At 69.8% G+C, this 26,950-nt stretch carries 2 protein-coding genes; both read left to right on the top strand.

From position 1 onward, the window contains the following. Positions 1 to 225, top strand: a 225-nt coding sequence (locus QH195_RS00740) for a hypothetical protein (RefSeq protein ID WP_280433941.1), incomplete at its 5' end; no start/stop codon positions are given. Between the two features lie 15 nt (positions 226 to 240). Then, a complete protein-coding gene (locus tag QH195_RS00735; protein ID WP_280433940.1) occupies positions 241 to 26,895 on the top strand; it encodes a hypothetical protein in 26,655 nt (8,884 codons plus the stop codon). Positions 26,896 to 26,950: the final 55 nt, after the last annotated feature.

The following is a 26,950-nucleotide window of genomic DNA, read 5'->3' as shown; positions in this document are numbered from 1 at the left end:
CCCACCGACCTGAGGGCCCCGCTGCAAACCCTCCCGCCCCGTCTCCCCAAACTCACCGTTCTGGTGGTGGTAATCGATGAGATGGAGATACGGGGGGTGGTCCCCGCGTCGCCCGCGCGGTCGACGCCCGTGGAACGCCGGGATACTCCGGATGGCAGTGGTCTGCCGTTCGCCGGCGAGGACGGTAGCGGCCGCGGCGGCTCCGTCACCGACTCCAGCTGGTAGTTCGAGTATCCCGCCATGATCGATATCCCGGGTTGGGCGCAGAATCTCGCATGGCTCGCGGGCGTGGAATGGCCCGAAGGCAACGAAGACGAGATGTGGGGCCTGGGGGGAGACTGGCGGGACGCGGGGGATTCACTCGACGATATCGTTTCCGACATCATCGAGGCCAAACGTGCCTCGCTGTACGCCTATCCGGAGGGCGACGGCGTCGAGGAGATGATCAAGGCTTTCGACAGCCTCATCTCCGGCGACGGCTCCGATACCGATCAGTCCGTGCCGAAATTGGCCGACAACTTCCGGGCGCTCGGTGACGCGGCGTACAACACCGGCACGGAGATCGAATACACCAAGCTGATGTACCTCTCGTCGCTGGGGTTGCTGGCGGCGGAACTGGCTGCGGCGCTGATCTTCCCGCCCACCGCCCCGGCGGTTCAGGCCGCGGCCATCGCGGCCACCCGGCTCGTGGTGCGCGGCCTGTTGCAGCGCGTCGTACAGGCGATCCTGCGGTACGCGAGCAACAGGTTCGTCAAATTCCTGCTGCGCCATATGGCCATCGATACGATCCTCGGCACCCTCCAGGAAGTCGGTATCCAGGGATGGCAGATCAAGGAAGGGCATCGCCCGGATTTCGACCTGGGGCAGATCGCGATCGCCGCGGTGAGCTCCGCGGCCGGTGGCGCCGCCGCCGGACCGGTAGGTGACCTGATCGGTAACGCCCTGTCCCGCGAAGGTGCCGGGGTGCTGCGCCAGACCATGAACGGGATCGTCACCGGCGCCGGTGCCGGACTCGTCGGGGGTCTGGCGGGAACCCTCGCCGCCATCCCGACGCAGTTCGCGGTCATCTGGTACCAAACCGGGGACTTCGACAAGGCGATGGACCAGACGATGTCGTCGCTACCGCAGCAGTTCGGGCCGCTCGCCCTGGTCTCCGGTGCGACCAACGGGGCACTCACCGGTGGCGCCAAGGGTGGGATGAACGCGTTGGCCGCCAAGAACGGCTGGGGCGTACACAGCCAGAACTATCGCGACACCTGGGGCGACCGGACGTTCATGGACCGGATGAACGCGGTGGTGGGTGGGTCGGATTCCCGGACCGGGTTCAACCCCGGTGCCGGATTGCCCGGCGGCGCAGACGGTTCCGGCGTGGGTTCCGATGGTTCGCAGACCAGCAGTCCGGCGCGGACACCGGGTGGTTCCGAAGGTGACGGGGTCGCAGGCGAGGGCAACTCTGTGAGCAACGGCGGTTCGTCGACGGACGGTGGTTCCTCGACGAACAGCGGCTCTTCCACCGACGGTAGCTCGACCTCCGACAGTGGTTCGACCGACGGCAGCGGCGACCGCACCAGTACCCCGGCGGCCGCCGCCGGCGATCCGTCGAGCGCCGGGGACGGCGCGGGGCGCGGCGATTCCGATCAGGGCCCGACGGCCTCGGACTCGCCGTCGAACGACGGCGGTCAGGCTTCCCGCGGCGAGGATTCCGCGGATTCGGGTGCGGCCGCGGAGCCGACCGGCGGTGCCGGCCGGTCCGAATCCGGTGCCGGTATCGCGGATCGCTCCGGGGGTGAGGAACCCGCCGGACCTGTCGCCGATTCCGGGACGGATTCGCCGCGGGACCGCAGCGGCGACTCGGATAGCGTTGGTGAGCAGCGGGATACGCGTGGCGGTGACTCGCAGAACGCCGGTCGTACGCCCGGTGACGGGGTCGCCGGGACCGCGGACCCATCGGTAGGAGCCGACCGTGCCGGCGCACCCGGCGCCGTTGCCCCTGTCGCGGGTCCGGTGACAGGGGCTCCCACGCCACCGGCGGCAGGTGTACCCGGAGCTGCGCCCGCCCCGGGTTCCGCACCGGCCGCTCCCGGTGCGACACCCGGTGGCTCCGGCCCCGCGGCACCCAGCTCGTCGCCCGCCCCCGGCAGCAGTACAGATTCGCGGGCACAACCCGGGGCGCCGGGTGATTCCCGTTCGGCGCCGGCTTCCGGCGAGGGCGGGTCGCGGGCGCGGGCCGCCGACCGCGCCGGAGCCGCTGATCGAGCAGGTGCCGGCGACCGGGCCGGAATCGGTGACCGCAGGCCCTATCCGGGCACGGAGGGTATACGCGCGGGCCGGACCGGTGTCCCCGTCGCCGATTCGACGGATACTCCGCCGGCTGCCGACGGGCTGGAGCCACCGGGCGGCCGGGTCCCGGGCGATATCGGCGACGGCCGGATCGGACCCGAAGATGTGCTGCCGCTCCCGCTACCCGCGGGTGATCTCGGCGATACCCCGGCTTCGCGCGACGGCGGATCGCGCAGTGCGTCACGCGATCCGGAGTCCCGTGGCCCGCGCCGCGACACCCGGCCCGGGAACTCCGAGGACAACCCGGACCGCACACCCGAGGGCACCGACGATCGTCCGGACCCCGACGACCCGGACAACCTCGACCCCTCGCCCGACGATTCCGACGACACCCGGACCCGGGACCCGGACGAGCCACAGGGGGCGTCGGAGCCCAGAAACCGCGGCGAATGTGCGCGCCTCACCTTGACCCAGCTCCAAGAGGAGACCGGCAGTACCCGGATCACGCCCCCGGCGGATCCGGTCGGGCCGCGCGGTATGAGCCGTTCCGAAATCGAGGACGCGCTCGGCGGCAAGCTGTACGACTACCCGGCCCCGGACGGGGACCGGCCCCGGCATCAGGCGGTGGCCGACGAATTGCTGCGGCGGGCCGCGCAGATGCCGCCGGAGCTGGTGCTCGCCGGCCACGGACCGCGCGCGTTCGTGATCGACAGCTATGCCGGGTCCGTCGACGAGCACGGGGTGGGATCGCACGCCTACTCGATGCGGGTCGTGGTCGATCCGCGCACCGGCGACTACCGGATCGTGGTCTCCGATCCGACGGCCGCGCCGCCCACCCGGGGCTACCCGCCGGACGCTCCGGCGGAGGTGCGCAAGGTATCGGCGACCATCCTGGACGGGGCGGGCCGGGTGGTTCCGCCCTCCGGGCACGATGCGCGGGTCCGGCCGTCGGTCGAGGAGTATCTGCGGCACAACCAGGACGACTACCGGGCGAACCGGCAGGGCCGCCGCGAAACCGAACAGCAGTACACGGCGCGTCGCGAAGCCGAGAACGCCGATCTGCAATCGCTGCTGGAACGCCGACGCGCACAGGTCCTGCGGTTGGTGGCAGACGGCTTCGACGAGAACGGACCCGCCGGCCTCGGCGATATGCTCCGCGACCGCGCACATGCGGCCGACCGGAAGGCCGAAGAACACCGCGCCACCGCCGACAACCGCTGGGAGGAGGCGCGGCGCACACCGAAAACACGAGTTTCGGACTGGCCGCGTGACGACGAGCAGACATCGTCGGACGACGACGAGCCGGGTTCGCGCGATGCGGACGATCCGTCGAACCGTGGTGACGACCGTGCTGACCGCGATGACGACGAGTCGACCGGTCGGGACGAGGGTGAGTCGTCACGCCGTGACCAGGACGAGCCGGCAGGCCGCGCCGAGAACGAACCGGCGCGTCGTGACGAGGGTGAGTCGTCACGACCTGATGAGGACGAATCCGCCGCCCGGGATGAGGATGATCCCGCTGTTCGTACCGAAGAAGAGCCGGCAGGCGTCGATGAGGGCGAGTCCGCACCTCCGGATGAAGGTGCGCCTGCCGACCGCGGCGAGGACCGACCGGCCGCGCGGGACGAGGACGATGTGTCCGGGCGCCGGAGGGAAGACCGGGCCCCGGGGCATGCCGGCCCGAGTGGGGCAGGGGCCCGCCGTCCACCGGAGTCCGGTGTCGATAACGGCCGGATCCAGCCCGGCGACGAAGGTGTCCCGGGGCGGCGGGACGAATCCGGCGCCGAACCGCGCACCGGCGTCGACGGCGACGAGTCTGTCCACCGCGATTCCGACGGGCGACTGCACCATCGCAACGACCCGCCGAATACTTATCGCGACAAAGATTTCCGGCTGCGCGATCAGCACGGCTGGGTGCCCGACCCGCTCACCGGCAACGCATACCAGCACCGCGCCCAGCTGGGCGAAGCCACGCCGTACGCCCTCGCACCCGGGGCGGCGGCCCAGCAGTTGGCCGAGATATCGGCGACCCGGCTCGAACAGCAGGCCCAGCGCGATCGGCTGGCCGAGAACCTCGTGCTGCTCGCGGTCGACGCCGGGATCGTCGCGCGCGCCGATCTCACCGATCTCCGGTACCTCACCCCGAACAAGCTCGAAGGGGAGATCGCGCGCGAAGAGCAGAACGTGCTCTACAACGAGAGTCTGAGCGAGGCGGACCGTCAGGATCGGCTCGCACTTCTGGAGGATTTCCGGTCCCACGCCGAGCAGTACCACGACCTGGTCCGGCAGGAGGTCGCCACCTCGCAGCGGCTCGGCGAACTGGGCGGGCTCGCCTACGCCCTGGACCCGGAACTGCATCCCGGTGCTGTCCAGCTGTCGCCGTACGAGGGCGGGAGCAGTGCGAAGAACGTTGTCGATATCGCGGTCCTGGTGCCCGGGACCGACGGCGCGCCACCGAAACTGCTCGTCGTCGAGGCCAAGGGCGTCGGCTCGACGCTGGGCGGATCCAGGGTCTCCGCGGCGCAACAGGGGTCGCCGGAGTATCTGCGCCGGACCCTCGCCATGGACAAGAACCTCGCGACCGTGCTCACCGAGAGCCCGGAGCAGCTGCGGGCTCGCGGTATCGACCCCGACAGCACTCAGGGGCGCGCGCTCACCCGCGCTCGCGACGAACTGCTGGCCGCTCATCGCGACGGAACTCTGCGGATCGAATACCACCAGGTACGGACCGCGGCGACCGGCGATATCACGGTGCGCCACTTCGACCTCACCCGGGACGGCGAGCCCGTTCGCATCGATATGATCGGCGGCGTCGGGAACCTGTATTCCGACGGGAACCTCGGTGATGGAATGAACCCGGGGGACGATGCCGGTCACGACCGGGGGCGGTCGGCGGACGAGGATCGACCGCACGGAGCGGTCGGCGACCGGCAGCGGCCGAAGGCCGGCGACCCGCCCGCGTCCATCGGTGATACGCAACCCATTCCGCGAGTGGACCCAACCCGGTCGCAGCCGGCCGCCACTGACGCACAGCCGCCGCTGAGTGCCGCCGACACCCAGCCGCTGCCGCCGGTCGGTGCCACACCGCCGCTGTCCCGAACCGATGACCAGCTGCCACCACTCACCACTGCCGATACGCAGCCGTTGCCGATCGTCGGCGGGACCGATCGCCCATCGGATACCGAACTGCTGGGTGCTCCCGACGACGATGTCTGGTCGTCCTTGTCCACCGGCGAGGTCGGTGCGCGGCTGCGCGACGAACTGCGTGCGATCACCGGTAACCCCCGTTTCGAGGTCTTCGGGTTCGACCGTCCGGAACTGCATCCGGAGGTCGTCCGCGAATACGCCAGGGCCCTGGTGGATATGTTCACCGAGCACCCGTCGGCCCAGCTGAACTCGGTGCGCTTCCGCGACGGTATGCCGGAGAAGGTTTTCGGCCGCACCTGGTGGACGCCCGTCGACGGCGTCCGGCGGGCGAACACCATCGAGTTCAACGCGGCCATGGCCCGCAACCCGGCGGAGGTCCGCCGCGCCACCGATGCGAATGCCGATTCCGGATGGTTTCCGGATGGGGTGCGGCACCGTCCCGCGTATGCGCGGGTGGTGCACGAGTTCGGCCATGTGCTCGACGCGGCCGGTGACCACGCCGCCCGCCGCGAGGTCACCGGTCACCTGCTGCGGGAATTCTTCCAGCGCAATCCGGACGCCACGAACGTCGAGGACTTTCTGGTCTGGTTGCGGGAAACGCTCAGCGGCTACAGCTTCCATCCCGGCAGCCGGCATCTGAACCCTGCCGAAGCGCTCGCGGAAGCATTCCTCGCCGTGACGATGAGCCGGTTCGCCCCGGAGGGAACTGCGCCACCGGACCCGGACGGCCCCGTCGCGCTGATCCACGACCTGCTCGTTCGAACCGCGGACGAGAACACGCCGGCCGGATTCGGCTGGTTCGACACCCCGGAGCAGGGCAGCCCGGGTCCGGCGACGCGCGGACTCGGCCCGCCCGAGCACAGCGGTTCGGAGGCCGGCCGTGACTCCGCCGACGAGCCGGGCACACCGGCCGATCCCGATCCCGTGGCCGCCGGAACTGTCTGGGCGAACGCCGAATACGACCGGCTGATCGAGCAACGGAACAACCAGGCTCGCGAGGCCGAATTCTGGCGCGGCAAACGTGACGGCCGGGTGCAGGGCTGGATGGGGGTCAGCAGACCCGAGGAGGCTTTCGGCAACCGGGAAACGCTGTCTCGCACCCTGGCGGAACTACAGCGCCGGGCGACCAGCCGGACCACCGATATCGCGCCGAGCGGTGACGGTGACGGATTCCGGCGGCACAGCGAACAGCTGTCGCCGGACGAACGTGATCGCAGGTTGCGTGAGCTGAACCGGCTCGAAGCGGCGGCCCGCGAGACATTGGCCTATCGGGATGGGCTGGCCAGGACCGACCGGGAAATCGAGGTCCTGGAGAACAGCGGTGCGGTCGAGCGGCGGCCGCTGGAAGAGGTGGGCCCGCTGCAGGATCAGCTTGCCACGCGACGCGCGGGTGAGCTGGCCCAGGTGAAACCGCATCGGCACCTCCGAAACGAGCTGGCCGAGCGATTCGGTCTGGTCGACGACGGAACCGTCGACGAGGCCGCGCTTGCACCGCGGCGGCTGGCCGACACGATCGACGGGTTGCGCGAAGCGTTCCCGGACCGAACGGATGAGATCGACGCGTTCGCCGCCGCGGCTCGGGAAGTGAACGAGGCGCACAACCGGATCGGCCGGATCCAGGACGCCATGGCCCAACTGGCCGGTGCCGGGTTACGCGATATCGAGACCGCGGGCGGCCGGATGGCGACCGACCGTGTCGGGGTGATCGACGGCGCGGCTCCGCGGATCATCGTCTACGGCCCGCGCGAGCCACTGGGGTACCTTCCCCGATCCGGGCTGACCGACCACGAGGCCGGGCTCGACCATGCGTTGCACACCTCGCCCGAGGTGGTGCGGGCGATGATGAATCCGGACGCCACCATCGAATACCGCAGGGTGCATTCCGGCCGGGTCGGGGACTGGCGGATCGAGCGGATACCGGAACGGCCGCAGGTGCAACGGCGGATGCCCGTGCTGCCCGCGGACCACCCGGCCGCGGAACGGGACACGGTGCGCTGGCGCGGCCGGGACGGCGTGTGGCGGACGGTCGATCCCGATCGGCTCGACTGGACCTACAACCGGCAGGGCACGGCACCGGACGAAGGCGGCTACAAAGACCGGGATCTGCCCGAAGGGCTCAGCGCGTGGGCGGTGGACCGGGTGCAGGCGGCCGTCGCCGACAACTTCGTGGATCCGGCGCCGGCCAAGCCCGGCGGACCGCATCCAGAGGGAGTGAACGTCGATCTGCTGCCGCATATCGTCGGTGGAGCCAGCCCGGTCACCGGAAAAGACGTGCCCACCTACGAGCTTCCGTTCGCGGACGCGGCAAGCAATCTCATGCGGGTGTTCGTCGAGGTCGCGAAGCTGTCCGGCTGGACCTGGTACGGCGATCCGGATAATCCGGCGCGGCTGCGGCCGCGGTTCGAAGGTCATCCGTGGTTCCGTGCCACACCTCCGGACGTGCAGCCGCTCGTACCGTCGGCCGAGCCGCTCCAATCGTCCTACGAGACCCCGGCGCATCTGGCGGAGCGGGATCGGCAGCGTCGAGAGGATTGGGCGCGGGTTCAGGAATGGGCCGACGATCGGTACAACCGTTTCCGCGCCGACGACTCCGATATCCGGCGGATCGCCGATCTGCTGAACAGTCGCCGGGAACAGGAAATCCAGGACAACGCCCGCACTATCCTCGATCGGATCCGCCGCGAAGTGCTGCCGCGCACGGCGATCGATCCGCGCGGTGATGTCGACGCGCAGCTCGTCGATCTGGGGGTCGCGATCGACCGGCTCCAGACCGACCTGGGTTACCGACTCGTCCCCGGCGACCCGGATGTTCGGCGCATTGTGGTCGAACAGCTGCTCGACCAGCTGGGTGCCGGCCGAAGCGTCGACGAAATACTGAATTCGACTCTGCGCCTGCCCCACCCCGATCGACCGGCCGGGGACGATTCCGAGGCAGCGGTCCCGTTCACGGATCTGGTGGGCGCTTCGGTACCGGAACTGACGCCGAGGGATGTGGGTGCTGTCAAGGACCTGCTGATGCGCCGCGGCGACATACTGATGGATGATCCCGATTCCGGTGCGGAGGTTCGCCGTGGGCTGCCACAGCTACCGCATATCGCCGAAGCTTGGCAGCGGCTGATCGACGGTGCGCCGATCCCGGAGGATCTGCTGCTCATCCGCGACGCGTGGTCGTGGCACCGGATGCTGGACCACCTGAACAACCAGACCGGATACCAGGCGACCTGGGCGGACGTCGTCGCACTGGTATCGCGGATGGAAGGGCCGCACTGGGACGACCGCCGGCCGTCGCTGACGGGTCCGCGCGCCGGGGTGCCCTATGCGCCGCCGCCCCGGGATCCGGTTCTGTCACCACGCCCGGAAGGATCCGTGCCGTCGCCCGGTGTCACCGGTCCGGTACCCGGGTCCGAGCTGCCGGGGCCTGGTTCCACGGGTGCAGGCGCACCGGAGAACCGGGAAACCGATGAGCCGAAGGCCGGTAACCTGCGACCCGGCCGCCCGCCGGGCGAATCGGAAGGTCCCGCGGACGGCCGGGACTCTGGGCCGGATACCGACGCGGCGTTCGACCGGATGGAAGAAACTCTCGACCGGATTCAGCGGGTGGTCCGGGGCGAGCAGGACCCCGGCGACGGCCCCGAGGCTGCCGGTGGCCAGGTGCCGGGGGACCCCGGATCCGAACCCCCCGCCGCGCCACCGCCGGCCGTGGGCCGACCGGATTCGCCGGAGCCGGGTGAGTTCACCGCTCGGCTGCGGGTGGAGATCTCCGACAGCCGCGCAGATCTGGAGCAGAACCGGGCCGACTACCTGCGCGGATCGGCCGACGACCTCGCGGCCGCCGGTTTGCACGATGAGGCCGCGTCCTACCGCGACCGCGCCACTCAGGCGGAATGGAATGCCGGCCGGCACCGGGCCAACGCCGATATGTGGTGGGATGCCGTCGGCGGCCGGCCACCGAGCCCGCCGTCGAGTGACGGTGACGGGCCAGAACCGGGTGGCCCGCGTCCGGATCGACCGGGGTCCCGGCCGCCCGCGGCGCCGGGGACCGCCGAGGCTCACGGCGAGAATGCCGATCGCCCCGATCGCCTCGAGGACGCCGGGCCGGTAGGGGATTCCGACGATGCCGGCAGCGAACGCCAGACCCGGCCGGAGCGGTTCGGCGCAACGGACGACGCCGAGTGGCTGGCCGCGCCGACCGACCGGTGGTCCGGACTCGATCCGGTGGAGGTGGGGCGGCAACTGCGCGAGGAGATGCGGGAGCTGACCGGTAATCGCGATTTCGAGGTGTACGGGTTCGGGCTGTCGGAACTGAATCCGGCTGTGGTGCAGGAGTTCGCCCGGTCGGTCGTCGAATTGCAGCGGCGATATCCGCAGGTCGATCTCCGTAGTGTCGGGGTCGCCGATATCGGTAGCGCGATCGCGTCGGCCAAACCCGTCACCGACGACGGGACCGGGGAGGTGCGGGCCGATTCGATCAGTTTGAACCTGAAGTTCGCGCGTAGTGCGGACCGATTGCTGGAAGCGGTGCACACCTGTACCGAAATGGGCTTCTACAACCCGAACGTGCTCATCCGGCCCGCCTTCGGGGTGATCGCGCACGAGTTCGGTCACGCGGTCGACTACGCGGGTCGCCAAGGTGCCCGACGGGCCGTCGAATACGCCCTGCTCCAGTACTACGCACACGAAGTCGGCGGGCCCGCGGCCGAGTTCCAGAACTGGATGCGTCGTGAACTGCCCGGGTACAGCTTCCACAAGAAGGACGGAAAACTCTTCGAGGCCGAAGCGATTGCCGAGGCATTTGCCGAGGCCGAGCTGGCCGGGTTGCTCCCGGAAGTACAGCGGCCGGCGCTCTCCCCGGCGCGGCAGGTGATCTATGACCTGTTGCTGTCCTATCTCCCCGAGTCGCCCGCCGCCGCAACGGTCAGCGCGACCGATCCTGTGCCCGGGGCCGGTCGGGAACCGACGGACGGCACCGCCGTTGCCCGCCCCGGAGAGTCGGCCGACAGACAGCCCGGTCGCGAACCGGACGCTCCGGACGACCCGCGTGGCGAGCGCGGAACCGAACCCTCGCGCCGAGCCGAGATCTCGAACGAGCCCGACCGGCTGGACGACCCGTTGTCCGGCGAACCGGATCAGCCGGCCGAAAACCATGACGCCGGCCGCGCCGGCCAGCAGCGCGGTGCAGAGCTCGAATCGGTTCGCACCAGCGAGAAGCTGTGGGCCGTGCGGCCGATGGAACCGGGGGCGGCCGAGGTGCGCGAGTTGCTGTCGCGCACGGAGCTCGGGCGCAACGCGCTCACGGTGCTGCTCGACGCTGGGGCGACGATCCGGTTCGACTCGAATCCGGAGGACCCGGACCGGCCCGATGATTTCAACGGCCGGACGATGGAAGTGGTGGTAGTCACCGCGGGTCGTGACCAGATGGCGCAGGCCGGGTCGATCATCCGGGCGGCGGCGCTGGCGGAAGCGGTACAGGGCGGCCGGATCGAGGTGACGCCCGCCCGGATCCGGGATCTCGACCGGGAAGCCTATGTGTCGGCACGGGTCGCGGCGGAAGCCGAAGCCTTCGCCCGGCAGGCCGAATTCCACCGGGAAATGGCCGAAGCCGGGTACGACGACCCGGGTGGGCTCGGCATCGACATGATCGAGGATCTGCGGCGCCGGGAGGTGGCGCAGGCCTACCAGCGAGCGCTGGAACAGGCGTATCTGGAATCTCGTGACGCCCCGGTGCGCACCGGCTCCGATCCCGAGTCGGGGCATACGGCAGGTGTTCGCGCCTTGCTGGACAACCCGCTGTTCGACAACCCGGACGATCCGGCGATCGGTTTGGGTGGGCGACAGGCGGCGGGTGCGGAGTGGGATGCGTTCCGGAACCCGTCGGCTCCCACGGGGATGCGGGAGTACACGCCTTCCTCGGTGGAGGTCGCGCGCGATATCGAACGCGCGGTCCGGGATCATGCAGCGGCAGCCCGGGCCGAGCAGCGCGCCGCCGCGGAGTGGGACCGGGTCGGCGGGCGGCTGCGGGAACGCCTGGGACTGCGGCCCGGCCAGGAATCGGGATCCCGGCGTGCGATCTACGACGAACTGGATATGCGTGCCCGGCTCGTCGATGATCCCCGGCTCAGGCACGACATCCTCGTACTGGAGGAGCTGACCGACCGGCATACCCGGGCGGTCGCCGAGCGCGATCGGCTCTTCGGCGAGATCACTGCGAGGGTGCGCCGAGATCTGACGGACACGATCGTTTCGGGCGACGAACCGATACGAGTGCACCGGGACGAATCCGGAGTTCTCTACGTACCCGACGGCAGCGTCCGGCCGGAAACCGCGCGGCACGCTGCCGAAGTGGTCGTGCGGGATACCGACGCCGGGCATGCGCCCGACAGCGAACCGTCGGCGCAGACGCGCCGCGCGCTCGACGAACAGGTGGACACCGCGCGTAAAGCCGCCATCGAAGAGTTGCAGAACAGCCGCAGCCGAGGGTTCCTGTGGGAGTTGCCCCGCTGGGTGACCGAGACATTGAACCACCACGAGGTCCGGATCCGGTTGAGCGCGGACCCCGACGCCGCGACGAGCCGTGCACCGTCCGACCGGGCGCGGAGCGGACCCGCCGCGGGATACGATCCGGTCACGCGCACGGTCGTCCTCGACCCCGCCGATACCCCCGCCCAGCACGCACGCGAATTGATCGTGGCGGCGCGCATGGCCGAGCTGCTGGCGAAAGTGGATGTGACGCAGGAACGGATGAGCCTGCCCCGGGACGAGTACGTGCACCTGATGCTGGATCGGCTGGCCGACGCCTACGCACTGTCCTTCCGGCCGCTCGTCGACGCGCAGATGGGCACGGTGAAATCGGAACTGACCGAGCCGCTGGCGAAGACATACACCGACGGGTTCAAGGACGCGTACAAGCGGGCCGAGAAGGTGTACGGCAACCGCCGGGCACTGGGCGGCTCGTACACCTATTTCTACTTGGCAGCCCATCGTGCGGGCTTCCGCGCCGTGCTCGATCACCTCGCCACGCAGGGACCCATGATCGGCGGTGTCACCGACAGTGAGCGCCTCGCCGCTTCCTGGAATCGTGCGCACGGCATTGCGCCGAGCCTGGCCGCCGACCCGCCCGCGCCGCGTGCTCGGCCCGGCGACAATCCCCGGGACCAGGCTTTGCGGGCACTCAATCTCGCCGAAGAGATCGAGGCGCAGCGAATGCTGCGCGAGCTGGGCCGGTTCGTTCCCGTCGGCCCCGCCGAGCGCGCCTACACCGACGCCTATGACAAAGCCCTGGCCAAGGCGTCACGTGACCGGCGGGCCGATGCGCAGACACCCGAGCGGGTCGCCTACGAAGCCGGGGTCGACGCACTGAAGAGCTATCTGCGCAGAACCGGGCTCGCCGACGCCGAGATCGCCATGGACGTGGTGCGTGCGGTCCACGACACCGACCGCAGCAAATGGGGCATCCCCAAGTGGGAAACGGCCGAGACCGGCCCACCCGATACCGAAACACCCGCCCTGCCACACCGGCCCGACGCCGACCTGGCGCGCCGCGCGCTCGACCGGATCGTCGCGGACCACCCCGGACGCCGCGAAACCGACGGCGAATCGGAGCGACTGACCGACCGCGTCGCACGCTATGCGCCGCGGACCGACTACGGCCTGCCCTGGTTGCGGGTCGTGGCCGAGCCCGGAGAACATCTCGCCGCGCTGACCGAACTGGCACTGACCCATCCCGAGTTTTCCGACGTGCTGTGGGACGGCTCGCACGCGTTCGACTACCGGACCGCGGAACTGGGCCCCGACGGCGAGCCGAATTCCGTACACATCTCGCCCGGCGAGGCCGAGGGGCCGTTCCGGCATCCGAGCGATATCGAAGCCGTCGGTCTGATGCTGGACAGCTATCTGCGGTATCGGCACGCCGGGCAGACCGATCTCGGCTTCAACGACTGGCTGAAGCAGTTGGGCCCGGACGCGTTCCACACCAAGGACGACGAACGCAGCGCCCGGCGTCCGGGCTGGAGCCGGGCGGGGACGCTGCGCTCCGATTTCGTACATCGGGGCCACCGCCGTGTGCTCGCCGAGGGTATCTCGCCGGACGCATCGCATCCCGCGGCTGTGGCGCATCGGATACATACCCGGAAGATGATTCTGTCCGGTGCCGTGCGGGCGCCCGACCATCATCGGCTCGAGGTCATAAAGTTCGGTGCGAGCCATATATCGGTCATGCTGGAACCCGACGGCCGAGGCGGCTGGAGAGTTCCGGCCCCGGTCGGCGGTAGCGGTAGCTCGCAAACTCTGGCCCGCTATTTCCAGGGCATGTCCGCGCCGACACCGGAAGGCCTCGGCGAACGCATTGCCGGGGTGCTGAACGACCCCACCGCGGAATTGAATTCCCGGGGCAAGCCGCGCGGCCGGTTGGGCCGGCTCATGGGCCGGCTGTCCCGCTCCGGACCGGACAACGCCGCGGATACGCCGAACGACCGTCCGGACCTGCTCGGCCCGGACGACCCGGTACCCTCGCACGCCGGAGACGACGGCACAGTGCGGCCGGATCGCGAGGATCCCGCCGGCAACCGGCCGGATGCGGAACGGTTCGGCGCGCCGGACGACGAGTGGTCCGGTCTCGACCCCGTCGACGTCGGCCTCCGCCTGCGCGAGGTGATGCGGGAGCTGACCGGTGACGATGCCTTCGAGGTGTACGGATTCGGCCTGCCGGATCTGAATGCGGTGGTGGTGCAGGAATTCGCGCGGTCGATCGTCGATATGTACAACCGGTATCCGCAGGTCGATCTACGCAGCGCCGGTATCGGACATCTGGGCAACTCGATCGCGGCGAGCAAACCGGTCACCGACCGCACCACCGGCCTGGTCCGATCGGATTCCATCGCTCTCGACGCGGGGTACGCCGCCGACCCGGATCGATTGCTGCAGAGGTTGCGCGACAAGGTCGAGGCCGGGGACTACAACCGGAATGTCCTCATCCGGCCGGTGTATGCCGTCGGTGTCCACGAATTCGGTCACGCGGTGGACTACGCGGGCGGCCGGGCCGCGCGTACCGAACTCGACCTGATGTTGGCCCTGTACCACCGCGATGTCGTGGGGGGTTCGGATGCCGGCTATCCGCGCTGGTTGCGGGAGACGCTGACCGGGTACGGGCTCCGGCCCGACGGCTCCCTGCATCAGGCGGAAACACTGGCCGAGGTGTTCAGCGAAGTCGAGATGACCCGGCTGCTGCCGCCGGACCGGCGGCCCCCGGTGAGTGAACCGCGCCGCCTTGTCTACGAGCTGCTGCTGGATAAGCTCGGCACTCGGCCGCAGCCGCCCGTGGACGCTCCACTGCGGGCGGAACCGGATCGTCTCGGTCCGGACGTTCCGGATCCGTCCGATGAGCCGGATTCCGCTGCCGGGTACCGGGACCCGGTGGACGACGAATGGTCGCGGATGGGTCTGGCGGAGATCGTCGAGACTTTGCGGGAACGGTTCCCCACCCTCCAGGAGATCACCGGCTTCGCCGATCCGGACGATCCCGCGATTCCGCCCCTGGATCTGGTACTCGTGCGCGAAATCGCCCGCGCTGTCGAGTTGATGCTGACGCAGTTCCCGATGCTGGATCTGAAGAACCTGCGGATCGCCGCGATCACCGACAGCGAGCATGTGCGGGGCCGAGCCGGCTACGATTTCGACCCCGGTGATATCGGGCGGTACGTCACCGAAACGATCACCCTCAACGAGCGGCTGCTGCGCAATCCGGCGGAGTTCTACGAATCGAGGCGCCGCACCGAAGCCACCCGGCATTCGCCGCGGAACTCGGCAGCCCGGCCGGCGTTCGCGACGACGATTCACGAACTCGGCCACGGCCTGGATTTCGCGGGAGGTATGCGCGCTCGCGGCGCTGTCGAGGATTTACTGGTCGAGTACTACACCGAGCTGACCGGTGGATTCGACCCCGACCATTTCAGCGTGTGGCTGAATCAGCTCAGCGGCTACAGCTTCACCGCTCGCGGCGATCTGGATACCACCGAGTTGCCGGCCGACGCGGTCCTCGATGTCGTGCTCAACGGTCGCGACGCCACGGAGCCGGCCCGGATCGTGTACGCCGCGCTGCTGCGCGAGGCAATCGACAATTACTACGACGCCTTCGATACAGGTGCCGGGCTACCGCGACCGGTCGATCTGGGCCTCGGGCCCGGACTCGGCGGTCGCGACCAGGAGATACCGGAGCGGCCGCGGCATCCGGCCGCGCCGGTGGAGCTTTCCACCGACGGGGGTCCGGTGCGGGACGAATGGTCGGATCTGAGCCTGGCGGAAATGGGCGACAAACTCCGTGCTCATGTGCGCGAGGCGCTCGGGAAGCCGGATTTCGAGGTGCGCGGATTCGATTGGGTGCCGCGTGATCCCGGCAAACCTGTCCCGCGGGATGCCTACCGCCCGAGACCGCTGGATGTGGAGCAGGCGCGTCAGTTCGCCCGGACGATCGCCGATTTGACTACGCGCTATCCGCAGGTGGATCTGCACAGCGTCGAGATATCCCGGACAACCACACAGCTCTGGCGGGTCGAGAAGTTCGTCACCACCGAACCCGGCACGGACGCGCCCGTCCGATCGCTCGTGTTGAAATCCGATCCACTCCGCGGCGGCGGATCGGTGCGCGGGGTGCACCGGTACACGGCTGCGGCATTCGCGGACGCACTCAATGATTCGACGGGCCGGCTGGCCGAAGACCTGGTCGAGGAGACCCTGGCCCAGTACTACGCGTACAACCGGCTGGGCGAACAGCATCGGCTCGCCTTCCATCGGTGGATGGATTCTGCTCTCGACATCTTCCGTAATCTCAGTGTGCTGGCCGACAGCTGGCGCCCGGCCCAACTCCTGACCGACGCGTTCGCCGAGGTCGAGGTTCGCGGCCGGGAGCGGGCGGACGAGCCTTTTGTCCTGCTGCACGATCTGCTGGGTTTGCAGGACGGTGCCGAGGCGCGTGCGCTGGTCCCGGACGCCGATATGCGACTCCTGATCGGTCTGGAACATGCCGACCAGGTGCTGGGGATCCCGCGCCGGGACGACTGGAGTGCCCTCGATCCGGCGCAGGTGGGAGAGCGGCTGCAAACCGAACTGCGTCGGACGCTGGGTAACAACGACCTTACGGTGCGCGGATTCGACAGCGCGGGACTACATCCGGATATCGTCCGGGAAATCGCTCGCGGCCTCACCGATATGGCCCGGAAATACCCGACGGCGGATATTCACAGCGTCGTCTTCGGGGACAACTACGGACACGCGGAGACATATCCGGATCGCGGCGCGGACAGCGAACCGTCCCGCTCCGCGGTGATCGGATTCGATATCAGAGCCGCACAGGGCCTCGCGTTGTTCGTCCACGGCAGCGGGAGCGCCGAGTACGTTCACGGGCCGAAATCGGGTGCGCGTACCCGGCCGGCGTACACGAGTGCCGTGCAGCAGTGGGCGCGGGCACTCGATATCACCGGCGGGGAATCGGCGCACAAACTCGTCGACAACGTGTTACGGGCACACCATCGCGAGCAGTCGCCGCGGCAGGACTACCAGGAATGGTTGCGTGGGCAATTCTCCGGACACGTTTTCGAGATCGGGCCGCTGGACAGCAGATATGCCCTCGAGGAAGCTTTCGACCAGGTCGTGACCCATGGCCGTGACACGGCCGACGCGCATATGGTGCGACTGCACGACATCCTGGTCCGGGCGGCGGACCGGAATTCGCCCCGCGCGGCCTTCGGCCGGTTGCTCGATCAGGCCCGGTTCGGATACGCCGGACGAGAGACCTCCGCGCCGGAGTCGTCGCCGCCGCGGGGGCTCGACCCGGCCGCACCGGTTACCGGCGATTCGGCTCGGCCGTCGCCGGACAGATCCGCACAGGTACCGGACGGCGATGCGCGGCACACCGACCCGGCCGATACCACCGCGCTCGGTGCGCCGGAACAGGACGAATGGTCCGGTCTGCCGCCGGAGGAAGTCGGCACGAAGCTACGTGATCTCATGCGCGCGGCGACCGGCAACCCGGAGTTCCGGACATTCGGTTTCGACCTGCCGGGGCTGAATCACGAGATAGTCCGTGAATTCGCGCGCGGCGTCGCCGATATGTTCCGCGAGCACCCGCAACCCGATCTCCGCTCGGCCGGGATCGGGACTCCCGCCTACCAGGGGATCGTCGATATCCGGCCCCGCAAGGACGATTTCACGAATTCGGCCCCGCCCCGCATCCAGGACATCACGCTCGATCACGAGCATGCCACCGGCGTCCGCGATTTCGTCGGACAGGTACGTTCGCTTGTGGCCGCCGGGGAATTGCCGGCCGTCACCCTGCGCCGGCCGGTCTACGGCGTCACGGTCCGCGAATACGGCCGGGCGCTCGACTTCGCCGGTAATCTGCGCGCGCGACTCGGCACCGAGCTGGTCCTCGGGATCCGGTCCGGTCGGCTGCCCGGGGAGAGTTTCGGCGAATGGCTCGGCCGGTTTCCCGCATCAGGTCTCGACCATCGAGGCTACGTGCGAGCAGGAACGGCGCTGATCGACGGATTCACCGAGTACGTACTCGGCGGAACCGACCTGGGAAGTCGTGACCTGGCCGCCCCGGCCTCGGTACGCGCACTGTACGAACTACTGGTCCGGCATGCCGGTCGCGGCCCGGAAACGACTCCGGGCGAAGTATCCGAGATCGGTCCCATGGAGCTGGATACCGAAACAGTCCGGTTGCGTCCACCGCGGCCGGAGATCGGCCCCATGGAACTCGACGGGGAAACGGTCCGATTGCGTCCACCCCGGTTCCGCGCCGACGCGGGTACCGGGGTGGAGGCGATACAACCGCCGGAATCCGATGGCCGCCGGTCCGAGGACGACGGCATCCGGGATACCGGCGAAGTTTCCGGACCGGACGCCGACGATATGGCCACGCTGGGGGTACCGGGCCGGGACGAATGGTCCGGTCTGGCGCCGGCCGAAGTCGGTGAGCGCCTGCGTGACCTCATGCGCGAGGCAACCGGCAACCCCGAGTTCCGGACATTCGGTTTCGATCTACCCGAGCTGAATGCCGAGGTGGTGCGGGAATACGCCAGGGCCGTCACCGATATGTACCGGGGGTATCCACAGGCCGATATCCGGGCCGTCGGGATCGGGAACCGCCGCGAAGGTGTGCTCGCCGACGCCGGGCCGATGCTCGACCGCACGACCGGCAAGATCGTCACGGAGGACATCACACTCAACTACCGGCACGCGACCAGCGCCGACAACTTCCTCGGGCAGGTTCGCCGCGGAGTGGACAACAACCAGTTCTCACCGACCATGCTGCGCCGGCCCGTGTACGCGATGGCGGTACACGAATACGGTCACGCACTGGACTACGCCGGTGGATTGCAGGCGAGCAAACTCGCTCAGAATCATCTGCTGCTGCGCGCCACCGAGGTGCCGGGTGGTGATTTCCGAACCTGGCTCGGCCAGCTCAGCGGATACAGCCGCGACGACGACGGGCTACTCCGCGGGCACGAGGCCGTGCCGGATGCGTTCGCCGAATACATCATGGGTGGTACCGACCGGGCCGGTCGGGAACGCGCCGCCGTGGTACCGGTGCGGGAACTGTACGAGCTGCTGATACAGCATGCCGGCAATCCGCCGGGTGGTGCCGCGGGACGAGCCGGTGACCGCGGTTCGATGTATGCCGGGCGCGAACCCGATGTGCCCGATCCGGATCGAGCAGGCCCGGAAGCAAACGCGGGTGCCGCGCCGAGAGAATCACTCGGCGGGCCCCCGGATCCGGCAGCACCGGACGAGCCTGCGCAGGGGCGGCCGCTGACGGATGCCGGTCTCGAACTCGTTCGCGCCGGTGCGGACCTGTGGGCCGTCTCTTCGCGCGGGCCGGCGGCGGCCGAGGTCCTGGAACTGGTGGCCGGCACCGTCGCCGGCCGGCACGCGCTGACCGTGCTCCGCGACGCCGGTGCGCAGATCCGGTTGGACCCGGATCCGGAGTTGGCCGATGTCGGTGACGATTTCGATGGCGTAACCATGGATATCGTCGTCGCGACCGCGGGCCGTGACCAGATCGGGCAGGCGGCCGCCATCGTCCGCGCGGCGGCGCTGGCCGAGGTGGTCGTGAACGGACAACTCGAGGTGCTGCCCGGCCGGATCCGCGGGATGGACCGCGCGGACTACGTATCGGCGCGGGTGGCGGCCGAAGCCGAAGCCTTTGCCCGGCAGGCCGAATTCCACCGCGAGCTGGCGGCGGCCGGTTACGACGTCGCCAGCCGGCCCACGACCGATCGGATCGACAGTCTGCGGCGCGGCGAAGCCGAAGCTGCCTACCACCGTGCGGTGGAAGCGGGCCGTTCGCGAGCGGAGGCGACCGGCGCGGAGTTCGATACCGAGTCACGTCGGGCGGGCATTCGCGAGCTCCTGGGCAACCCGCTGTTCGACAACCCGGATCGACCGGAACTGGGGATCAGCGGCCGGCGAGAAGCCGGCGCGGAGTGGGACGCGCTCCAGGACCGGCCATCGCCCTATCAGCTGCGGGAGTATGTGCCGACCTCCCCGGAAGCGGCCCGGGAGATCGCAGGATTCTTGCGAGCGGAGGCGGCGTCGACACGCCGCGGGGCGCGAACGGCCGCGGAGTGGGACGACGTTGCCGACCGTCTCGGCAAGGCGCTCGGACTGGCCGAGGACCAGCAACCGCACAGCCGTACCGAGTATTTCCGCGAACTCGAGATGCGTGGCCGGCTCACCGAGGACCCGGTGATCGCGCACGATCTGCGGGTACTCGGCGAGCTGACGGGCCGGGTCGCAGGCCTGCCCGGGCTACGTAACGGGTCGGAGGCCGGGCTTCTCTTCGCGGCACAGCGCGATATCGACAGCGTCTATGGGCTCGATCCACGTGTGCGTGTACGTGTGCAGCGGCACTATTCCGGTGAACTGCACCTGGTCGACGAGGCGGATTTCCTGCCGGCTGCCGCGCGCGGGCTCCCGGTACCGGATCCCGGTGCGCTTCGCCCACCCGCCGACGGATTCGGGAACGAGCACGGTGGAGTGGCGGAGGCCGCAGATCGTGCCCGATCCGCGGCGGTGGGACACCTGCGCGGCGCCGGGGGCCAGATCGGAGCCCCGTACCTCGGTAGCTGGGTGGCCGATACGCTGCACCGCACCGGGGTCAGCGTCGAAATGAGCGCGGACCCCGCGGTCGCCCTCACCCGGCCCGCGGGTGAGCGCACCGCTGCCGGTGCCGTCGCCGGCTACGACCCGGCTACCCGCACTGTGCGCCTGTACGCCGGGGATACGGTCGAGCAGCATGCCCGTGCGCTGGTCTTCGCGGCCCGGATGGCCGACCAGCTGGCGGCAGTGGACCCGGCGTGGGAACGGATAGCGCTGTCCAGAGACGAATACGCCGAGGTGATGCTGGACCGCCTCGCCGACGCGTACGCGCTGTCCTTCCGTGGACTCACCCATGCCGATCTGCGCAAGGCGAAATCGGAATTCGGCGGCGATCTACTGGCGAAGACCTATGTGGGCACCTACACCGACGCCTATTGGACCGCGGCCAAGGCCTACCGTAACCGCCAGGCGCTCGGCGGTTCCGGCGAGTACCTCCACATGGCCGCGCACCGCGCGGCCGTGCGCGCTGTCCGGGCCGCCCTGCCGTGGGGGCCGCCGATCGACGGCCGCGCCCCTGCCGTTCATTTCGCCGCCGCCTGGGACCGTGCCCACAATGTGGCGGATACCGGCGAGCCGCCGGCCACCCGCGGCCCGCTCGCCGATACGGCGCGCAATCACGCACTGCGGGCGCGGAACCTGGCCGAAGAGATCGAAATGCTGCGGGCGGCGCGCGACCTCGGCCGGTTCGTTCCGGTCAGCCCGCTCGAACGCGCCTACACCGACGCCTACGACAAAGCACTGACCAAGCACCGGCAGGCCGCCGGAGCCGAACGGACCGCCTACGAGGCCGGGCTCGCGGCGCTGCGGCGATACATGCAGAGGAACGGCCGTCACAACGGCCTGGCGGACGCCGAGATCGTCATGGATGTGGTCCGCGCGGTCATCGACGACGATCACGTCACCTGGGGGCGGTTCACGGAATGGCTGAAACCGACCGACGCGGACGACACCGTGCCGGCGGATCCCGCGGAGCCGAATCCGGTCGAAACCCGGTCGGAGCCGGACCCCGACCGGGCACGCCGGGCGCTCGATCGGGACCTGGTCGAACTGCGGGAGCTGTGGGACGACCGGTCGGCGCAACGGTTGACCGACCGCGTCGCGCGCTTCTCCGGCCCCGCCGGTACCCGGCCGCGGCTGGTGATCGTGGCGGAGGACGGAGACCATGTTGCCGCGGTGCGCGAGCTGGGTCTGTTCCATTCGGAATACACGGACGTGCTGTGGGACGGCTCGCACGAGCTCATGTACTACCCGGCGCGATCGGACGCCGAGGGTGCGCCGCGTTCGCAGGGCGGTATCAGTGAATATCTGGCGGAAGGACAGTTCCGGAAACCGGGCAGGAGTCAGGCGCTGCGCCTCATGCTCGCGGAATATCTGCGGTTCCGCGCGGAGGGGAGCACCGATCTCGGTTTCGACGACTGGCTGAAGCAGCTCGGTCCGGACGCATTCCACGCCAGAGACGGTCGGCGCCACCCCGGCGACCGGTTTCGGGAACCCGACGGTAGCTTGCGCACAGGCTATCTGGAGGCGGGGCACCGCCGGGCGCTGGCGGAGGGAATGGACCCCGGGGCGCCGCATCCGGCTGCCGTGGCGCATCGGTTGCACACCCGGCAGATTGCGCTGGTGGGCGACCGTCCGGCGCCCCGCCATCACCAGCTGCACCGGGTCGAGATCGGTGCCGGCCGGATCGAGGTGGCGTTGGAGCCCGACGGTGCCGGCCGCTGGCGGGTGCCGGCGCCGGACGGCGGAGGCAGTTTCCAGACACTCGCCCGGTATTTCGAGGGTATGACCGAGCCGACTCCGGAACGGCTCGTCCGGCGGATCGCCGGGGTGCTGAACGACCCGGGCGCGGAGTTGACCGCACACGGCAAACCACGTGGCCGAATCGCCCGGGCCATGGACCGTGGACCTTTCGGAACGCACCGGGGATCGGACGCACCGGATGCCGCCGATCCCGGCCTCGGCCGGGACGCCGTGCAGAGTGCCACGGGCGACGATGCGGGCGACACCGCTGCCGGGCCGGACCGCACACCCGATACGAGCGCGGACGATATCGCTCTGCTCGGTGCCCCGGACCGGGACGAATGGTCCGGCCTGACACCCGCGGAAGTGGGCGAACGGCTACGCGATCTCCTGCGCGCCGCGACCGACAACCCCGAATTCATCACCTTCGGCTTCGACCTGCCCGATCTGAACCCGGAGGTGGTGCGCGAATACGCCCGCGCCATCACCGATATGCACCGGCGATTCCCGCAGACCGATATCCGGGCCATCGGCATCGGCAACCGCCGCGAAGGAACGCTCGCCGACGCCGGCCCGGAACTCGACCGTGCGACGGATACCTTCTACACGGGGGACATCACTCTCAACTACCGGCACGCCACCAGCGTCGAGAACTTCCTGGACCAGGTCCACGCCGCGGTGGACAACGAAATGTTTTCCACTACGATCCTGCGCCGGGCGGTTTATGCGATCACGGTGCACGAATACGGTCATGCGCTGGACTACGCGGGTGACGCCGTCGCGCGACTGGCGGCGGAAGCCCACCTGCTCGATCGGGCTTCGGCCGATCCGTACGCCGACTACGGCGAATGGCTGAACCAGCTGAGCGGGTACAGCCGGACCGTCGACGGCGACCTCTGGGCGAAGGAAGCGCTGGCCGAGGCGTTCATGGAGCACGTGCTGCTCGGTGCCGACGCGGCCCCGCGGCCGGTGCACGAGCTGTTCCGCCTGCTGACGGAGGTCGCCGAACACGGGCGTGCCTGGGACGGTTTCGGCGAGCGGTTGCGCAGCAGGCTCGGCGCGAGCGCCGACGGCGCGGATTCGGGTCGCGACCCGATGGACTCGGGACGGGAGCCGCCCCGGCGCAGGGAGGGCGAGTCCGATACCGGACCGGGCACACCGGAGGCCGCGGGCGCGGGTGGCGGGAAGAAGCCGCCCGCCGGACCACCGCATCCGGCCTCGACCCCGGACGACCCCGGGGACCGGGCTCCCGAGAGCGAGGGCACCGCCGCCCAGGACGGTCCGATCGATCCCGATGCGATCATCCCGCCGCTGCTGCTCGACCTCGGCGGCGAGCAGATCACTTTCGATCTGGTCCCCGACGGCCCGGACAGCTGGCGGCTGGTCCCGCAGGGCGAACTCCCGTCGGCCACACCGGAACGGCTGGCCGCGCTGCGCCGCGAACTCGAGGCGATCCGGCGGATGTGGCCGGTCCGCGAGAGCCAGGTCAAGTATCCGTCCGGCTCCGGATGGGACAGCCGCGGACAAGCGGCGATCGCGGACGGGGTCGCCGGAATTCCGGATGTGGTGAATCCGGCGCCGCCGCCCGCACCGCCCACCCCGCCACCGAACCCGGATCAGCCGGTGATGGGGCCGGTGCCGGAGGGCAGCCCGCCCGATCCCACCCTGCTGCGGATCGCGCAGCAGGCACCGGTGTGGATCCAGAACCGCGAGCACATCCCGCTCTTCGGCCGGTTGTCGGCGCGAATGCGCGATACCGCCGGCGAATTCGTGCCGATGCATCCGGACGATGGTGCGGAATACCAGCCGTGGCTCACCGACGGCACCCTGGACGCGGCCCGCGATCAGTTGCTCGCCGACCTCGACACACATCGCATCACTTCCGAGCAAGCGTTGCGGGACCTGTTGACGGTGGCAGGCCGCCCCGACGCCGAACCCGGCCAACAGCGACGGATTCTGGAAGAACTGCGTGACCGCGGCCTGGTCTCCGACGAAGAAGCCGACGCTTTGTCCGATGCGCTGAACGAGGAACGGGCCGCCCGCGGGGCGGAACTGCCGGTGGGCCCGCCGCCGGACGGGGAGAGTCCGACCGACGCGGCCCGGCGGCTGCTGGATATCGAGTTGCCGGACGAGAGTCCGGAAACGCTGGCCCGGATCATCGACGAGCAGCAGTACCGGGTGGCCCGGGCCACCGGCGCGATCGAGGGGCTGGCCGCCGCCGTCCGGCGTTACCTCATCGAACAGTCTCTGCCCTACACCATGCAGGACCCCGCTCGGGGCGCAGATACCGAACAGGGCGGCCTGACCCGTTCGGAACCACCGGGCGAACTGGACGGGCCGCCGAGGCGTTCCGCGGACGACCCGGACGAGTACTTCGACGACGACTTCGAAGAGTACTTCGACGACGAGGACGGAGCGGCTCCGGACCGGCCGCATCGCTTCGCGGCGCCGGATCCGGCGGGTCGCGCGATCCCGTTCCTCGATGCGGTCAGCTTCATCGACCAGAATCCGATGGGCCGCTTCCTCATCGAAATTCTGGCGGCCTTCGGCCACGAGCCGGGTCTGCTCGGCATCATGCCGGTGGAGAACGGCGCCGACGAGCTGCCGATGTGGGGTGACGGCTACGAGCTTGGGCGCGACCAGGGGTTGCGCCGGTTCTTCGAGAACGCGCTGCGTCGCGATCAGATCCGCGACGAGCTGGCGAGCTGGGCCGCCATGCGTGACCTCTCCCTCGAGGATCTGCTCGCCGACCCGCAGGCCGTGGTGGACCGGTTGCGTGCCGAGAACGTGGCCCGCTCGCAGCGGGTCGCGGATTTCGTCGAAGCAGCGCGGCGTACCCTGCCCGACCCCGATCTCGGCGATCCGGTGGGCGACCTGCTGGGCCGGCAGATCGTGCGCCTACCCGGCGGGGAGGGCCGACCGGACCGGCTGGTCGTGGTGGACGGGCCGCGCGATCGCAGCCAGGTACTCGCCGACGCGCTCGCCGCCGACCGCGGCCTGCAACGGCAACTCGACACCGGGGAACTGGTGCTCGATTACCGGACGGCCCGGCGTGACTGGACCGGCGAAACGGTACTCGATCCGGCGCCGGTCCCGCAGCTGCGCTACCTGCGGGAGACGATCCTCGGCCGCGAGCTCGAAGTCCTGCTGGTCCGGGACGACGACGGTTCGTGGCGGCAGCTCACCGGCTCCGCGGAGGCCCATCGCCGCGCCCTCGGTGATCCGCCGCCGCGTCCGGCGCGGCAGGTCGCAGCCGAGATCGCGCGAGTACTGCGGGATCTCGGTCTCACCCCGGACGGTGTCGACCTGGAGAACCTGCACGCGACGGCAGCCGATCTGCTGCTGGACAACGCGGTTCGCGCGGTGCAGTTGGAGGCGCTGGCCGATTTCATCCGATCCGCCACCGATATCGAACTCTTCAACGAGCTCACCGATGCGCGCAGCCGTCTGGCCGAGCGCCTGGGACTGAACCTGATTCCGGACCCGGACGCGCCGGAGCAGACGCTCACACCGCGGTCGGTGATCGACCGGTTGGGTGCCGGTCCGCGCCGGGCACTGCGGCTGCAGCAGTTCGGCGATCTGACCGACTACGCGAAACGCTTGCGGGAGATCGACGCGGCGGCCGTCGACGCAGCGCGGAATCGCCTGGCCGAGCGTCTGGTATCCGAAGACATCGCACGGAAGATGTCCAGTGCGAAGGCCGCCGAGCGGGCGGGCGTCGACCGCCGGATCGCGGCGCTGCTGCCACCCGGGTATGTCGACGGGCCGAACGGCCGGCGGCTGTTCGCCCTCGACACCGGCGGTCTCGACGCCCGAAAGCTCTACCAGGTGATCCGTCGGCTGGAACGCGCCGGTCAGGGCGGTCTGGTGCGCGAGGCACTAGGCGAGTATGTGCGCGCTCTGTTCGATATCGATCCCTTCACCGACGTTCCGGCCGGTGACCGCGCCGCCGACCCGCGCATCGCCGACGGCCGCTTCCCGATGCACGACCGCGACGCCATGGGGGGACTGCGCGGGCTCATCGCGGATGCCGTACGCGCTCTCGGCGCCGAGGATTTCGCGCGCGCAGTCGCCGACGCTGCTGCCCGGCCGGACAGCCACCGGATCCCCGGCGACGACCCGGATCAGCGGCCGACGGCGAACCGCGACTGGGCCCGGCTCGTCGGCGTCGACCTGACCGATGCCGACGACAAGACCTTCGTGAAGATCTACGAGGCCTACCGCGACGGTCGGATCGAGAACCACGAGGGCCTCAGCCCGAAGGAGCTCGCCGCCGAACTCGATCGGTTGCGCCGCGAGGTCCGGGACCGGGCCGATTCGATCGAGGCACTGATCCGGCTGTTCGACGAATACACGCGCAGCGCTCGAACCGATCTCCCGGGCACCGAGCGGGGGCAGCTTGCCGACGATCGCGGCGGGCCACCACCTGGTCCCGAGGGCCCGCCGCCGGTGGATCCCGGCGGTGCGCCCCCCCCCCCGGGGGGGGCCCCGGCGGCCCCCCCCCGGGCCCCCGCCCCCCCCCCCCCCCCCCACCCGGCGGGGGCGGGCGGCGGGCCACTCTCCGCGCCGGGCTGAGACGCCTCACCACGTTCCGCACCGAGCGGAGGCGGGTTTTGACCATGTTCTGCCC

The organism is Nocardia carnea (assembly GCF_029868855.1).
In the GTDB taxonomy this organism is placed as follows: Bacteria; Actinomycetota; Actinomycetes; order Mycobacteriales; family Mycobacteriaceae; genus Nocardia; species Nocardia carnea_A.
The sequence above is the reverse complement of the archived record's forward strand: the minus strand, read 5'-3'. Positions and strand labels throughout refer to the sequence as shown.

Bases quoted from the DNA above. Each gene is read 5' to 3' on its own strand.
- QH195_RS00735 (WP_280433940.1), top strand. From the start codon at position 241: ATGATCGATATCCCGGGTTGGGCGCAGAATCTCGCATGGCTCGCGGGC.